Genomic DNA, 13,042 nt, shown 5'->3' with positions numbered 1-13,042 from the left:
TCCTCAGCATGAGGAAGCGGGCCCGTCCTTTTGCGTACAGGGTGGCTAGGCGTCCGCGGCGTAGCCCTGGGGGTTCTGCTTCTGCCAGTTCCAGTGGTCCCGGCACATGTCGTCCAGGGAGCGGCCGGCGGACCAGCCCAGCTCTGCCAGGGCCGCGGAAGGATCGGCGTAGCTTACCGCGGCGTCTCCGGGGCGGCGGGGAGCGAACTCATATGGAACTTCCCGGCCGGCAGCCTTGGAGAACGCTGCGAGGACCTCCAGCACGGAGGAACCGTTGCCGGTGCCGAGGTTCCAGCGCTTGACCCCCTTGCGGGCAGAGATGTAGTCCAGCGCAGCCAGGTGGCCGGCGGCGAGGTCCATTACGTGGATGTAGTCCCGCACGCCTGTGCCGTCCGGGGTGGGGTAGTCGTTGCCGAAGACCATGACCTTGTCCCGGCGTCCTACGGCAACCTGGGCCACGAACGGCAGCAGGTTGTTGGGAACACCGGTGGGGTCTTCTCCGATGCGCCCGGAGTCGTGGGCGCCCACCGGGTTGAAGTAGCGCAGCAGGGCGATGCTCCAGCGTTCATCCGAGGCACCGAGGTCGGAGAGGATGTCCTCGATCTGTTCCTTGGTGCGCCCGTAGGGGTTCACGGCATCCATCGGCATCTTTTCGATCAGCGGCACTTCTTCGGATGCGCCGTAGACGGTGGCCGAGGAACTGAAGACGATGGTGCGCACATCATGCCGGTCCATGGCTGCCAGCAGGTTCAGGGTGCCGGCAACGTTGTTGCGGTAGTAGTGCAGCGGCTTGGCCACGGATTCACCGACGGCCTTGAGTCCGGCGAAGTGGATGACGGCCTCGGGGGAGTGCTCCGTGAAGATAGCTTCAAGGGCCTCGGGGTCCAGCAGATCGGCCTGCACGAACGCGGCGGTGCGTCCGGTCAGTTCCTGGACCCGGTTGAGTGATTCGGTGCTGGAGTTGGCGAGGTTGTCCATCACAACGACGTCGTGGCCGGCCTGCAGCAGCTCAAGCGTGGTGTGGGACCCGATGTAGCCGGTTCCTCCGGTGACTAGTATTCGCATGGTTCCAGCCTAGCGGGTCTGCTGTGCCTGCGGCCTGCCGGGCCTCTGTCACCCGTTGCCGACGGCAACGGGTGCAATATGAATGGCTACCTGGGTGTCGGGGGCATCGGAGGCCTTCCATTCGCCGCTTCCGCGGGTCCAGGTCCTGGAGTCAAAGGACACCTCGTTGATGTTCAGCGCCTTCGCATTCGCCACTGCCCACTGGGCCAGCGACCAGCCGTACTCACCCGTTGCACCGACCACCAGCACGTCGCCAAGGACCATGGCCTGCTGCTGCCCGTACAGTGAGGTCATCGCGGCGAGGACGGTGTTCGGATCCCCGGGAGCTTCGGCCGGGTTGAGGGTGCAGGTGAGGGCTGCGGGGGACTGCCCGGTCAGGGCCGAAGCGAATGCCCTGCCTTCGGGTTCGTGGTCGGCGTAGGCGTCAGGAAAGGCGCTTCGCTGGACGGTCTGGGCGGCAACCGTGATGGGCAGGTCCTGGTACCCGGGCACCTGAACCAGGGCGTCATAAAAAGCGTTGGCTGCGTAAACCGGGTCCATGACCTGTTCCTGCGAACCCCAGCCCTGTGACGGACGCTGCTGGAACAGTCCGCGCGAATCGGGGCCCGCGTTGTCCCCGTAGTCGAGGTTGCGGAGCCCGGATTCCTGTACGGCGGTGGCCAGGGCGATCGATGCCGCCCGCGGCGGAAGGCCGCGGGCGACGGCGACGGCCGCGATGGTGGAGGCGTTGACTGCCTGGTCCGGGTTCAGGGACCAGGAGGTGCCGCTGACCGTAGCGGTGCAGCGTTCACGGATTGGGCGGTCCTGGTCCCGGTTCACAACCAGGACCAGGAGACAGAGCAGCACTGCCGCGGCTGCCGCGGCGGCAAGCAGCAGCACACTGATGCGTCTGCGCCGTGCCGCGGGCTGCGCGCCGCGGGCCACTGCCCTGCCTCCCCGGTCCGGTTCCTAGTTGGCGTGGAGAGCTTCGTTCAGCTCAACTGTGCGGGCAAGCCGGGGGAGGGCCTCGACGGCGCCGGTGGAGGAATTGCGGCGGAACAGGAGGCCGGGAACACCGGAGAGATCTGCGGCCTTTACCGTGCGGACCTCGTTGGTTTCAGGGTCAGTGACGCTGACACGCGTGCCGGCCGTGACGTACAGGCCGGCTTCAACGACGCTGTCATCTCCAATGCTGATGCCCACACCTGAGTTCGCTCCCAGGAGCACACGCTCACCAATCGTGATCCGTTCCTTGCCGCCGCCGGAGAGGGTGCCCATGATGGACGCGCCGCCGCCGACGTCGGAGCCATCTCCTACCACGACGCCGGCCGAGATCCGGCCCTCCACCATCGAGGTGCCCAGGGTTCCGGCATTAAAGTTCACGAATCCTTCGTGCATAACGGTGGTGCCTTCGGCCAGGTGCGCACCCAGGCGGACGCGGTTTGCATCGGCGATGCGAACGCCGGTGGGCAGGACGTAGTCCACCATCCGGGGGAACTTGTCCACACCGTAGACGGTGACTGCTCCGCGGGCGCGGAGGCCAAGGCGCACCTGGTCGAAGCCGGCGACCTGGCACGGGCCGAAGTTGGTCCAGACAACGTTGGGGAGCACGCCGAAAATGCCGTCGAGGTTGACCGTGTTCGGAGCCGCGAGGCGGGCGGAGAGAACGTGCAGGCGGAGATAGGCGTCGGCAGTGCCGGCCGGGGCGTCGTTCAGGTCAATCTGTGTTTCGACGACCTCGCCGCGGGTTCCGCGCACCTCATCAGCCATGGCCGCGGCGGCCTTTCCTAGCTCGGCGGCCAGGTCGCCGTCGTTCTCCAGCGGGGCAAGGGCGGGACGGGGATACCAGACATCCAGGACCGTGCCGTCTGCGGCTACGGTGGCCAGTCCGAGACCGGACGCGGTGCGTGGGGTGGGGGCTGAGGAGGTGCTTGAAGTCATGGGTTCTAGTCTAGCGAGCGGTAGTCTGGAGCGGTGACCGTATTACCTGCCAAGCCCCTGAACCTGCTCGACGACGTCGCGGACCTGACCGCTGCCCTGATGGACATTGAGAGTGTGTCCGGGAACGAAGCGGCGATTGCCGATGCCGTGGAAGCTGCCCTGAAGGAACTGGGCCATCTGGAAGTGGTGCGCGACGGCGATTCCGTGATGGCACGCACCAACCTGGGGCGTAGCGAGAGGGTGATCCTGGCCGGGCATCTGGATACTGTGCCGCTGCCCTCTGTTCCCGGCTCACGGGGAACAGTCCCCTCCAGCTGGGACGGTGAGGTGCTGTACGGCCGCGGTGCCACCGACATGAAGGGCGGAGTCGCCGTCCAGCTCGCTCTGGCTGCCGGCCTTACCGACCCGAACCGGGACATTACGTTCGTCTTCTATGACCATGAGGAAGTGGATGCATCCCTGAGCGGCCTCGGCCGGCTGGAGAAGTCCTTTCCCGAGTGGCTGAAAGCGGACTTCGCGATCCTGCTTGAGCCCACCGACGGCACTGTTGAGGGCGGCTGCAACGGAACCATGCGGTTCCAGGCCCGCACCACGGGTAAAGCCGCGCACTCGGCCCGTGCCTGGATGGGGGACAACGCCATCCACGGGGCTGCCGAGATCCTGGTGCGGCTGCGGGACCATCAGCCGGCCACCGTTCGGGTTGAAGGACTTGATTACCGTGAATCCCTGAATGCCGTGAGAATTCACGGCGGCACGGCCGGCAACGTCATCCCTGATGCGGCCGTGGTGGAGATCAATTACCGCTTTGCCCCGGATAAGGACCTCGCCCAGGCCGAGGCCTACGTCCGGGACCTGCTGGACGGGTTTGACCTGGTTCTCACTGATGCTTCCGCAGGGGCCCGGCCCGGCCTGGACCGTCCTGCAGCTGCGAGTTTTATCGAGGCTGTTGGCGCCGAGCCCAAGCCCAAGTACGGCTGGACCGACGTCGCCCGTTTCAGTGCCCTGGGCATTCCTGCAGTGAACTTCGGACCCGGCGATGCGCTGCTGGCCCATTCGGACAATGAGCACGTCAGCGCCGGAGCTATCCGTGAATGCCTGCGTGCGCTGGATACCTGGCTCGCGTCCTGAACACATAAAACGAGATAGCAGAAAGTGCCCTTTAGAAGCTTCTAAAGGGCACTTTCTGCTATCTCGGTGGAGAGGGAGGGCTACTTCGCCGGTGCGGGGACGCCTTCCGGATCCACGGCCTCGTCGGCCTTGAGCAGGGTGCCTGCCCGCGCGCCGAGCCGGCGCGAGAGGCGCTGGGCGGCGAACGTGAGGATCATGTTCAGGATGATGAAGATTGCCGCGGTGACCAGCAGGGCCGGCAGGATGTTGCCGTCACCTGCCGCAAGCCTCCGGGCGAAGACCAGCAGTTCGCTGTAGCCAATGAAGGCACCGAGTGCCGAGTCCTTCAGGATGACGACAAACTGGCTCAGCAGCGCCGGCAGCATGGCTACCAGGGCCTGCGGAACCTCGATGACACGAAGGGACTGGCTTCTGGTCAGGCCAATGGCCAGTCCAGCCTCGCGCTGGCCCTTGGGCAGCCCAAACACACCGGACCGTACGAGCTCGGCAATGACGGAGCCGTTGTACAGAGTCAGGGCAAGGACGACGGCGACGAACGGGACGTCCGCGGGTGCCACGGGTGTGGACTTGGAGAGGAACTGGTAGAAGAAGATCATCATCAGCAGGACCGGCACGGCGCGGAAGAACTCCACGATGACGCCGGCGACCCAGCTGACGGCCTTCACTGAGGACAGGCGTCCCAGGCCAAAGACCAGACCGAAAGCGATGGACGTGACGATCGCGACGCCGGCTGCCTTGAGTGTGGCCAGCAGGCCCGGGAGCATGTTGTATTCCCAGGTGTCGGCCTCCAGGAACGGCGTCCACTTGGCTGCTTCGAACTGTCCCTTGTCCGCCAGCCCCTTAACCACCAGGGCAAGCAGGGCGAGGATAAACAGGACGCCGAGGATGTTGCCGATGAGGATGCGACGGCGGGCCCGAGGCCCGGGTGCGTCAAAGAGGACACTCTGGCTCATCGCGCCACCGCCAGTTTCTTTGAGGCCCAGGTTGTCAGCAGGCCGATGGGGATCACGATGAGCACGAAGCCCATCGCGAAGGTCAGGAAGATCTGCGTCATAAGATCCGGCCGGAACTCGATCATGGTCTTCATCAGGCCGGAAGCTTCAGCCACAGATGCCACTGCTGCGACCGTAGTGTTCTTTGCCAGCGCGATCAGCACGTTGCCCAGCGGAGCGACGGCGCCGCGGAAAGCCTGCGGCAGGATGATCAGCCACGCTGCGGGCAGGAAAGACAGTCCGATGGAACGTGCAGCTTCGGCCTGTCCCAGCGGCACGGTGTTCACACCGCTTCGGATCGCTTCGCAGACGAACGCCGCGTGGTAGACGGAGAGCGAGAGCACTGCCAGCCGGAAGAAGTTGAGGTCAAAATCGCCGGAGAGGTTCACCTGCAGCTGGGACCACAAGGCAAGGGTGCCGAAAACCATGATGATGGTCAGCGGCGTGTTCCTGAAGATGTTCACGTACGCGGTGCCGAACCAGCGCAGGCTGGCAATCGGCGAAATGCGCATAACCGCCAGGATGGTGCCAAGCACCAGGGACCACAGTGCGGCCCAGAATGTTAGTTGGATGTTGACCCAGAAGGCCCCGACGACGTCGTATTCGCCGAAGAGCTCGAGGAAACCTTCCATATGTCACCTCTTCCGTAAAAATGTGTGGAGCGGAGTTGGGGGCAGGGCTTGTGGCCCTGCCCCGAACTTTGCCGCCGAAAACCCGGCGGAGGCGGGCCGCTTAGGCGCAGGCGTCCATGGTCGGCGGGTTCAGCTCAGCGTTGAACGTGTAGTCAGCGCCTTCGGTGTTCTTCTTGATGGCTTCTTCCCAGGCGCCGTCTTCGATCATCTTTTCGATGGCAGCGTTGATGTCTTCACACTTGTCGCTGTCCTTCTGGATGCCAACGCCGTACTTCTCCTCGGAGAAGGTGTTGCCGACAACCTTGAACTGGCCCTTGTTGGCGTCCGTGGAAGCCAGGCCGGCCAGGATGATGTCATCGGTGGTCACGGCATCAATGGAGCCGCCCTGCATGGCCGTTACACACTCGGCGTAGCTGGGCTGCTCCACCAGGTTCACGTCCGTGGCGATTCCGTCCTTGACCTTCTGTGCGGAGGTGGACCCGGTGACTGAGCAAAGGGTCTTGCCGTTCAGGTCTTCGGGGCCGGTGATGTCGGAGTCCGAGCGGACCAGCAGGTCCTGGCCGGCGACGAAGTACGGTCCTGCGAAGGAGACCTTTTCCTTGCGCGTGTCAGTGATGGAGTAAGTCGCGAAGATCATGTCGACCTGGTCGTTTTCCAGCATGTTCTCGCGCTGGGCAGACGGGGTCTCAATCCATTCGATCTGGTCCTCGCCGTAGCCGAGTTCATTGGCTACGTACTTGGCAACATCCACGTCGAAACCGGCGTAGTCCCCGGCTTCGGCGAAGCCCAGGCCCGGCTGGTCAAACTTGATGCCGACGCGGATGGTCTCGGCGTCACCGGAGTCTGCCGAGTCGCTGCCGGAGTCGCCGCCGCATGCGGACAGGGTCAGTGCGGCAGCTGCTGCCATGGCGGCAACTGCGTAACGGGTATTGCGCATTTTTTCTCCTTGCATTGCGGCCAGGACCCGTGGGGGCCCCGGCCTGTGCCTCAAAGGGTGGATGAAAAACCGGCGGGCGCCTTAGTGGGCGAGGATCTTCCCGAGGAAGTCCTTGGCCCGGTCGCTCTGGGGGTTGGTGAAGAACTCTTCGGGTGCAGCCTGTTCCACGATCTGGCCGTCGGCCATAAAGATCACGCGGTCTGCTGCCTTGCGGGCGAAGCCCATTTCGTGGGTGACTACGATCATGGTCATGCCCTCCTGGGCAAGCTCCACCATGGTGTCCAGGACTTCGTTGATCATTTCGGGATCGAGCGCTGAAGTGGGCTCATCAAAGAGCATGACCTTCGGCTTCATGGCCAGCGCCCGGGCGATGGCAACGCGCTGCTGCTGTCCGCCGGAGAGCTGGGCGGGAAGCTTGTTCGCCTGGTTGTCGACGCCGACGCGCTTCAGCAGCGCCATCGCCTTCTCCTTGGCTTCGGCAGGCTTGGTCCGCTTGACCTTGATGGGGCCCAGGGCCACATTGTCCAGAATGCTCTTGTGCGCGAAGAGATTAAACGACTGGAAGACCATGCCGACGTCGGCACGCAGCTTGGCGAGCCCCTTGCCCTCCGCGGGGAGAGGCTTGCCGTCGATGGTGATCTCGCCGTCGTCGATGGTCTCCAGGCGGTTGATGGCACGGCAGAGGGTCGACTTGCCGGACCCGGACGGGCCGATCACGACGACCACTTCGCCGCGAGCCACATCAAGGTTGATGTCCCGCAGCACATGGAGATCCCCGAAGTGCTTGTTTACGTTCTTCAGCGAGACGAGGGGTGCTGCTTGCTCAGGCACCGGCTGCCCTGATGGTGTGTCACTGGTCATAGGTAGAAGATAGCGAACATTTCAACCCCCGGTGTCCCCGATCACTCCGGCGTGGACAAATCGTGACTCAAGAGAAACCAAATGACTCCGACCCGGTGCGTCAGTGATGAGGTGCTCATCACCTCTGTGGCCTAGCCTTGGTAGATGGCTATCAGCGACGAAGAAGGCTTCACCCGACCGGTATCGGCGAAGAGGCGCGGGCCGGTCGAACTGCGCCGCGGGCAGGCCCGGGTTCCGCAGTCGGACCGGTTCCTGCTGGATACTGCGGACGGAACCAGTTTCACGCACACCGATCCGTGGCGGGTGCTGCGGATCCAGAGCGAGTTCGTTGAGGGCTTCGGGACGCTCTCGGAGCTGGGGCCGGCGGTGAGCGTGTTCGGTTCGGCGCGGAGCCTGCCGGGTTCACGCTGGTACGAGACGGGGGTCACCGTGGGCCGCCTGCTCTCCGAGGCAGGGCTGGCCGTGATAACCGGCGGCGGTCCCGGGTCCATGGAAGCGGCGAACAAGGGCGCGGTTGAAGCCGGGGGAGTGTCCGTTGGGCTGGGCATCGAGCTGCCCTTTGAGACCGGGCTTAACGACTGGGTGGATCTGGGCATCAACTTCCGGTACTTCTTTGTCCGCAAGACCATGTTCGTGAAGTACGCCCAGGGATTCATCGTCCTGCCCGGCGGCTTCGGCACCCTCGATGAGCTCTTCGAGGCGATGACCCTGGTCCAGACGCAGAAGGTGACGTCATTCCCGATAGTGCTGATCGGCACGGACTTTTGGGCTCCGCTGCTGGACTGGGTGCGCGGAAGCCTGCTTGAAGAGGGAATGGTCTCTGCCAAGGACCTCGAACTGGTGCACGTGGTGGACGATCCCGCCGAGGCAGTGAAACTCATCATCGCTGACAGCGCCGGGCATCTATCGCTCTGACCGGGGAGCGGGCGCATCTGCGACGATGGTCCGGTGATGATCCTGCTTGCATTCCTTGGAATTGCCGTCGTGGGCGCGGCAGCCCTGTTTGCGTCCGGCCGGTTCGGTGCGCGCCGGCGCGCCGGCGCGGATGCGTACCGTGCCGTGCCGGCGGATGTTCTCGGTGAGCCTGACCCGCGGCTGCCCCCGGTGCTGCTTCCGGAGAGCCCCGGCGCCGCCGACATTGAGGACTTGAGATTCTCCGTGGCGCTGCGCGGCTACCGCATGGATGAGGTGGACGAGGTCCTGCAGAGGCTGGCCGCCGCTCTGCTGGAACGCGATGCTGCCCTGGCCCAGCTCAGGGAACCGGAGGGCCGGCCGCAGCCGGGGACCGGCCGCCACGCGCAGGTGCAGTCCCCGGAAGATGAAACCGGACGGCAGGAGAGGTGAGCGCTGCGCTCCCCGGACCGGACGGACGGCTCCGCTGCCCCTGGGCGCTGGGCAGCGAGACCTATCTCGCCTACCACGACACCGAATGGGGCCGGCCGGTGCATGGCGAGAACGCACTCTTCGAACGCCTGTGCCTGGAAGGATTCCAGGCTGGGCTGAGCTGGATCACCATCCTGCGGAAGCGGGAAGCCTTCCGCCGGGCCTTCGCCGGGTTTGACCCTCAGGCGGTGGCCCGGTTCGGTGACGCTGAGGTGTCAGCCCTCATGGATAATCCGGAGATTGTCCGCAATGAAGCGAAAATCCGGGCCGTGATCACCAACGCGCACGCACTTCTCACCCTGCCGGAGGGAGAAACGCTTTCCGGGCTGCTGGAAAAGCACCGTCCACCCGTGCAGCCTGCCCCGCACGAAACCACGGACGTTCCGGCGGAGACCGGGGAATCGCGCAGCCTGTCCAAAGAGCTGCGCAGGCGGGGATTCCGTTTTGTGGGCCCGGTGACCGCCTATGCCATGCTGCAGGCCACCGGCTACGCGAACGACCACCTTGCCGCCTGCGAGTTCAGAGGGCCTTCTGAACCGCCCTCCTGAACCGCCGCTGCCGGCGCGACATGTGTCCCCAGACACACCGAAATTTCGCCTGCTTACGGTTTGTACGGAATAATGGCGACAAATGCGGCTCGGCACCCTAACAACAATGGGGGCGGGCGGCAGCAGGAACGGTGATTACTCGGGGAATAACCCCGCAGTGCACTTTTGAAAGGGGAACTTCAAGATGGCTGCGATGAAACCGCGTACGGGTGATGGACCTATGGAGGTCACCAAGGAAGGGCGCAGCCTGATCTTGCGGGTGCCCATCGACGGCGGCGGACGGCTTGTCGTTGAACTGAACGCTGAAGAAGCGGGCAAGCTCAAGGAATGCCTCCTCGGCGTCACCAGCTAGGCTTGGTGCATGCGTCCTTCCAGGCAGAATTCCAAGCCTGCGGGTGCCTCCGGGTCTCTCCGCAGCAAATCCATGACGACGGTATCCGGGCTCGCTCCGCTGGCGGAGCGTCCCGGGGATCCGGGCTCGGGCCTGTCCCCGCTGCCGGAAGAGGGCGTTGACGTCCTTGCCGTTGCCATAGCTCCGGGGCCGCCGGGGGACCGCACGGTTCCCGAGCCCCGGCGGGGAGCGGTGGAAGCCGCCGTGCGCTACGGGATCGACGTCGCCGCCCGCGCTGAAGCTGCCGGCATCACCGGCAAGGCCGGCGAGCACCTTGTCGTTGAACCGCCGCGCGGATCCGCGGACCTGCCCGGCAAGCTTATTTATCTCGGTGTGGGCGACGAGTCCCACCAGAGCCTGCGGCGTGCCGGAGCCAGCCTGGCCCGGGCAACATTCGGAGCCCGGAAAATCCGGATGAGTGTCATTGATTCGATGACACCGCAGGCACAGCAGGCGTTCCTGGAGGGGTTTTTCCTGGGCGGTTACCGTGCGCCCAGGACCGGCCTGGAAAAGCCTGCAAAGCCCATGGCGGAACAAATGGAAGTAACCGGCCTGGCACCGCACGCCCTGGAACTGGCAGAGATTTCTGCCCGGGCGGCGTGGCTGGCCCGGGACCTGACCAACACTTCACCGGACACCGCCACGCCGGAGTGGATCGCCGCGCAGAGTTCCGCGGTGGCGGCTGCCCACGGCCTGGATGTGGAAATCCGTGATCCGCAGGCCCTGGCGGCTGAAGGATTCGGCGGTCTCACCGCCGTCGGCTCCGGATCCGCCAACGGCCCGCGGCTGGTCCGCATCACCTACCGGCCGGAGGGCGCCGGTTCAGAAGACCGCGTGGTCCTGGTGGGCAAGGGCATTACCTTCGACTCGGGCGGCATTTCGCTCAAGCCGCGCGAGTCCATGCCCGCAATGAAAATGGACATGGCGGGTTCGGCCGTCGTTCTGGCTGCCGTGCAGGCCGCCGCTGAACTTCAGCTTCCGTTCGAGGTGACAGGCCTGCTGGCCCTGGCCGAGAACGCGCTGGACGGCGCCTCCTACCGCCCGGGCGACATTGTGCGGATCTATAACGGGACCACGGTTGAGATCGGCAATACGGATGCCGAAGGGCGCATGGTGCTTGCCGATGCGCTGGCCTACGCTGTGCAGGAGCTAAAGCCCTCGGCACTGATCGACGTCGCGACCCTGACCGGTGCTGCCATGCTGGGCCTGGGCAAACGCCACGCAGCGCTCTTCGGCAACAATCCGCAGCTGCTCGGCGCGATGGAAGCAGCCGCCAGCAGCAGCGGGGAGCCGCTCTGGCAGCTCCCTCTGGTGCCCGACTACGACTACCTGCTTGAATCGGCGACCGCGGACCTTGCCCATGTTGCTCCGGTGGGAGCAAAGGCCGGTGCCGGCGCCATCCTGGCAGCGTTGTTCCTGGAGAAATTCGTGGACGGAACGCCGTGGATTCATCTGGACATCGCCGGCCCCATGGAAGTGTCGTCGGATACCCATGAGTATTCCAAGGGCGCTACCGGTTTTGGTGCCAGGCTGCTGATTTCATTCCTGCGTGCGCGCGCGGCACGGACGCGGGCGGAAAGCGCCTAGCGGCCGGACGCCGTCTTCACGGCCAGCTGGAGGCCGTCGCCGGTGGGCAGCAGTGCTGAGACCAGGGAGTCGTTGTCCCGGATGAGCCTGCCGACCTGGCGCATGGTCGCCGTGAGCGGTTCACGCGCAGCCGGGTCGGCAACCCTGCCGTTGTCCAGGGCGCCGTTGATGATCAGCAGCCCGCCCGGCTTCAGCAGCCGCACGGCCTGCTCGGCGTAGAGCACGAAGGACGCCTTGTCAGCGTCGACAAAGACCAGGTCGTAGGCGTTGTCCGTCAGGCGGGGAAGCACCTGTGCGGCACGGCCTGAGATGGTCCGGGTGCGGTTGCCGGGAATGCCTGCCTCCGAATAGGCCAGGCGTGCCGCCCGCAGGTGGTCCACGTCGGAGTCGATGGTGGTCAGGACCGAACCGGGCCCAAGGCCGCGCAGCAGGCAGACGCCGGAGACGCCCGCGCCGGTCCCGATCTCCACTACCGTCTGGGCTTTGGACGACGCCGCCAGTACGGTCAGCGCCGCACCCACTCCGGTGCTGACCGGGACCACACCGAGTTCGTGCGAACGCTCCCGCGCGCGGAGCAGGACTTCATCCTCAAACGGCAGCCCCTCCGTGTAGGACCACGTGCTCTGCTTGTCGGCGCTCATGGGTGCACTGTCTCTTTCTTCGAATCATCCAGGGGTTTGGCAGCCGGGAAGCGCCGGAGGAAACAGGCGGGGCGCTGCTGGTTCCGCGGCGGGCACTGCGGCAATACAAGCTTAAGGCCACTGGGGCCTGTTTCCGCCCAGCCGCGCTCCGTGCGCGGCGCCGTCAGCGGGAGGCCGAAAGATTGCCCTCGCCCACTTGTCTCCCTCCACGTGGCGTGCTAACAGCGAACTCCCAGAAATATGCGCAAACATGGATGGTGAACCTACTGACGATCGCCAGCCTGCAGCGGTGCATGAGCGATTCCTGCGGGCCGCAGATTACGTTGCGAAGGGAGGAAGACCGTGACGGGGACACTGGACGTTGCTGCTGAAACACCTGCGGAAACTGACTGGGTGCGTCCGACCTGGCAGGAAGTGGTGGAAACCCACTCTGCCAAGGTTTACCGCCTGGCCTACCGGCTAACCGGCAACAAGCACGACGCCGAGGACCTCACCCAGGAAGTATTTGTCCGCGTCTTCCGCTCCCTTGCCAATTTCCAGCCCGGAACCCTGGACGGCTGGCTGCACCGCATCACCACCAACCTTTTCCTGGACCAGGCGCGGCGCCGCAGCCGCATCCGGTTCGACGGCATGAGCGAAGAAGCGGAAAGCAGGCTGCCCAGCCAGGGCCCCGGCCCAGAGCGCAGCTTCGAGTTCAACAACCTGGACGTGGATATCCAGCGTGCCCTGGAGGAACTGCCGCCGGACTTCCGCGCCGCCGTCGTTCTCTGTGACCTCGAAGGGCTTTCCTATGACGAGGTGGCTCATGCCCTGGGCGTGAAGCTCGGCACGGTCCGCTCCCGTATCCACCGCGGCCGCAGCATGCTGAAGGAAAAGCTGGCGCACCGGGACCCGGCCCAGCGCCGTGCCCCCTCAGTGGGCCTGAAGCTTCCCCGCGTGGCAGGAGCCAGCTAGAGC

At 65.1% G+C, this 13,042-nt stretch carries 15 protein-coding genes; 7 read left to right on the top strand and 8 right to left on the bottom strand.

From position 1 onward, the window contains the following. Positions 1–45 precede the first annotated feature (45 nt). From galE to dapD, 3 genes are read right to left on the bottom strand one after another with little or no spacing between them, the layout of a single operon-like run. Positions 46–1,065 (bottom strand): UDP-glucose 4-epimerase GalE, encoded by a 1,020-nt coding sequence (gene galE, locus TVC13_RS12515; protein WP_422401514.1) that lies wholly within the window; start codon positions 1,063–1,065, stop codon positions 46–48. A gap of 48 nt (positions 1,066–1,113) precedes the next feature. Continuing rightward, positions 1,114–1,989 carry a hypothetical protein gene (locus TVC13_RS12510; protein ID WP_422401513.1) on the bottom strand — a complete coding sequence of 292 codons (876 nt, stop codon included), beginning with the start codon at positions 1,987–1,989 and terminating at the stop codon, positions 1,114–1,116. Between the two features lie 24 nt (positions 1,990–2,013). After that, a complete protein-coding gene (gene dapD / locus TVC13_RS12505; RefSeq protein ID WP_422401512.1) occupies positions 2,014–2,985 on the bottom strand; it encodes a 2,3,4,5-tetrahydropyridine-2,6-dicarboxylate N-succinyltransferase in 972 nt (323 codons plus the stop codon). A gap of 33 nt (positions 2,986–3,018) precedes the next feature. Between dapD and dapE the strand changes: the two genes are divergently transcribed. Continuing rightward, positions 3,019–4,113, top strand: a complete 1,095-nt coding sequence (gene dapE / locus TVC13_RS12500) for a succinyl-diaminopimelate desuccinylase (RefSeq protein ID WP_422401511.1) — start codon at positions 3,019–3,021, stop codon at positions 4,111–4,113. Between the two features lie 80 nt (positions 4,114–4,193). On the opposite strand, the gene TVC13_RS12495 is transcribed toward dapE, so the two are convergent. From TVC13_RS12495 to TVC13_RS12480, 4 genes are all read right to left on the bottom strand, one after another. Continuing rightward, positions 4,194–5,066, bottom strand: coding sequence for an amino acid ABC transporter permease (locus TVC13_RS12495; protein WP_422401510.1), 873 nt, complete (start codon positions 5,064–5,066; stop codon positions 4,194–4,196). After that, the gene (locus tag TVC13_RS12490) at positions 5,063–5,737 is read right to left on the bottom strand and encodes an amino acid ABC transporter permease (RefSeq protein WP_422401509.1); all 675 of its coding nucleotides are present in this window, start codon (positions 5,735–5,737) and stop codon (positions 5,063–5,065) included. The genes TVC13_RS12495 and TVC13_RS12490 overlap by 4 nt, the downstream gene beginning before the upstream one ends. Before the next feature lie 100 nt (positions 5,738–5,837). Next, complete coding sequence (locus TVC13_RS12485) at positions 5,838–6,674, bottom strand: glutamate ABC transporter substrate-binding protein (RefSeq protein WP_422401508.1); 837 nt, start codon at positions 6,672–6,674, stop codon at positions 5,838–5,840. A gap of 81 nt (positions 6,675–6,755) precedes the next feature. Then, complete coding sequence (locus tag TVC13_RS12480; RefSeq protein ID WP_422401507.1) at positions 6,756–7,535, bottom strand: amino acid ABC transporter ATP-binding protein; 780 nt, start codon at positions 7,533–7,535, stop codon at positions 6,756–6,758. A 144-nt stretch (positions 7,536–7,679) separates the two neighbouring features. On the opposite strand from TVC13_RS12480, the gene TVC13_RS12475 reads away from it, so the two are divergent. The 5 genes from TVC13_RS12475 (at position 7,680) to TVC13_RS12455 (ending at position 11,444) form a co-directional block, all read left to right on the top strand. Next, positions 7,680–8,450: a TIGR00730 family Rossman fold protein gene (locus TVC13_RS12475; protein WP_422401506.1), complete on the top strand. Its 771-nt coding sequence runs from the start codon at positions 7,680–7,682 to the stop codon at positions 8,448–8,450. A gap of 36 nt (positions 8,451–8,486) precedes the next feature. After that, positions 8,487–8,879, top strand: a complete 393-nt coding sequence (locus tag TVC13_RS12470) for a DivIVA domain-containing protein (protein ID WP_422401505.1) — start codon at positions 8,487–8,489, stop codon at positions 8,877–8,879. After that, positions 8,876–9,466 carry a DNA-3-methyladenine glycosylase I gene (locus tag TVC13_RS12465; RefSeq protein WP_422401504.1) on the top strand — a complete coding sequence of 197 codons (591 nt, stop codon included), beginning with the start codon at positions 8,876–8,878 and terminating at the stop codon, positions 9,464–9,466. The genes TVC13_RS12470 and TVC13_RS12465 overlap by 4 nt, the downstream gene beginning before the upstream one ends. A gap of 184 nt (positions 9,467–9,650) precedes the next feature. Beyond that, a complete protein-coding gene (locus TVC13_RS12460) occupies positions 9,651–9,818 on the top strand; it encodes a DUF3117 domain-containing protein (protein WP_082413265.1) in 168 nt (55 codons plus the stop codon). Positions 9,819–9,827: 9 nt separating this feature from the next. Next, complete coding sequence (locus tag TVC13_RS12455; protein WP_422401503.1) at positions 9,828–11,444, top strand: leucyl aminopeptidase family protein; 1,617 nt, start codon at positions 9,828–9,830, stop codon at positions 11,442–11,444. Here TVC13_RS12455 and TVC13_RS12450 read toward each other — a convergent pair. Further along, positions 11,441–12,085, bottom strand: a complete 645-nt coding sequence (locus TVC13_RS12450; protein WP_422401502.1) for an O-methyltransferase — start codon at positions 12,083–12,085, stop codon at positions 11,441–11,443. The genes TVC13_RS12455 and TVC13_RS12450 overlap by 4 nt on opposite strands. 342 nt (positions 12,086–12,427) lie before the next feature. On the opposite strand from TVC13_RS12450, the gene sigE reads away from it, so the two are divergent. Beyond that, positions 12,428–13,039, top strand: coding sequence for an RNA polymerase sigma factor SigE (gene sigE, locus TVC13_RS12445; RefSeq protein ID WP_422401501.1), 612 nt, complete (start codon positions 12,428–12,430; stop codon positions 13,037–13,039). Positions 13,040–13,042 lie beyond the last annotated feature (3 nt).

Origin of the sequence: Arthrobacter sp. 3Tela_A, from assembly GCF_049311025.1 — a bacterium.
In the GTDB taxonomy this organism is placed as follows: Bacteria; Actinomycetota; Actinomycetes; order Actinomycetales; family Micrococcaceae; genus Arthrobacter_B.
This window is presented reverse-complemented; position numbering and strand designations above follow the sequence as displayed.

What these genes read in the sequence shown, in the direction of transcription:
- galE (WP_422401514.1), bottom strand. Translation starts at nt 1,065, where the DNA reads ATGCGAATACTAGTCACCGGAGGAACCGGCTACATCGGGTCCCACACC.
- dapD (WP_422401512.1), bottom strand. Translation starts at nt 2,985, where the DNA reads ATGACTTCAAGCACCTCCTCAGCCCCCACCCCACGCACCGCGTCCGGT.
- TVC13_RS12495 (WP_422401510.1), bottom strand. Translation starts at nt 5,066, where the DNA reads ATGAGCCAGAGTGTCCTCTTTGACGCACCCGGGCCTCGGGCCCGCCGT.
- TVC13_RS12490 (WP_422401509.1), bottom strand. Translation starts at nt 5,737, where the DNA reads ATGGAAGGTTTCCTCGAGCTCTTCGGCGAATACGACGTCGTCGGGGCC.
- TVC13_RS12485 (WP_422401508.1), bottom strand. Translation starts at nt 6,674, where the DNA reads ATGCGCAATACCCGTTACGCAGTTGCCGCCATGGCAGCAGCTGCCGCA.
- TVC13_RS12480 (WP_422401507.1), bottom strand. Translation starts at nt 7,535, where the DNA reads ATGACCAGTGACACACCATCAGGGCAGCCGGTGCCTGAGCAAGCAGCA.
- TVC13_RS12475 (WP_422401506.1), top strand. Translation starts at nt 7,680, where the DNA reads ATGGCTATCAGCGACGAAGAAGGCTTCACCCGACCGGTATCGGCGAAG.
- TVC13_RS12470 (WP_422401505.1), top strand. Translation starts at nt 8,487, where the DNA reads ATGATCCTGCTTGCATTCCTTGGAATTGCCGTCGTGGGCGCGGCAGCC.
- TVC13_RS12460 (WP_082413265.1), top strand. Translation starts at nt 9,651, where the DNA reads ATGGCTGCGATGAAACCGCGTACGGGTGATGGACCTATGGAGGTCACC.
- TVC13_RS12455 (WP_422401503.1), top strand. Translation starts at nt 9,828, where the DNA reads ATGCGTCCTTCCAGGCAGAATTCCAAGCCTGCGGGTGCCTCCGGGTCT.
- TVC13_RS12450 (WP_422401502.1), bottom strand. Translation starts at nt 12,085, where the DNA reads ATGAGCGCCGACAAGCAGAGCACGTGGTCCTACACGGAGGGGCTGCCG.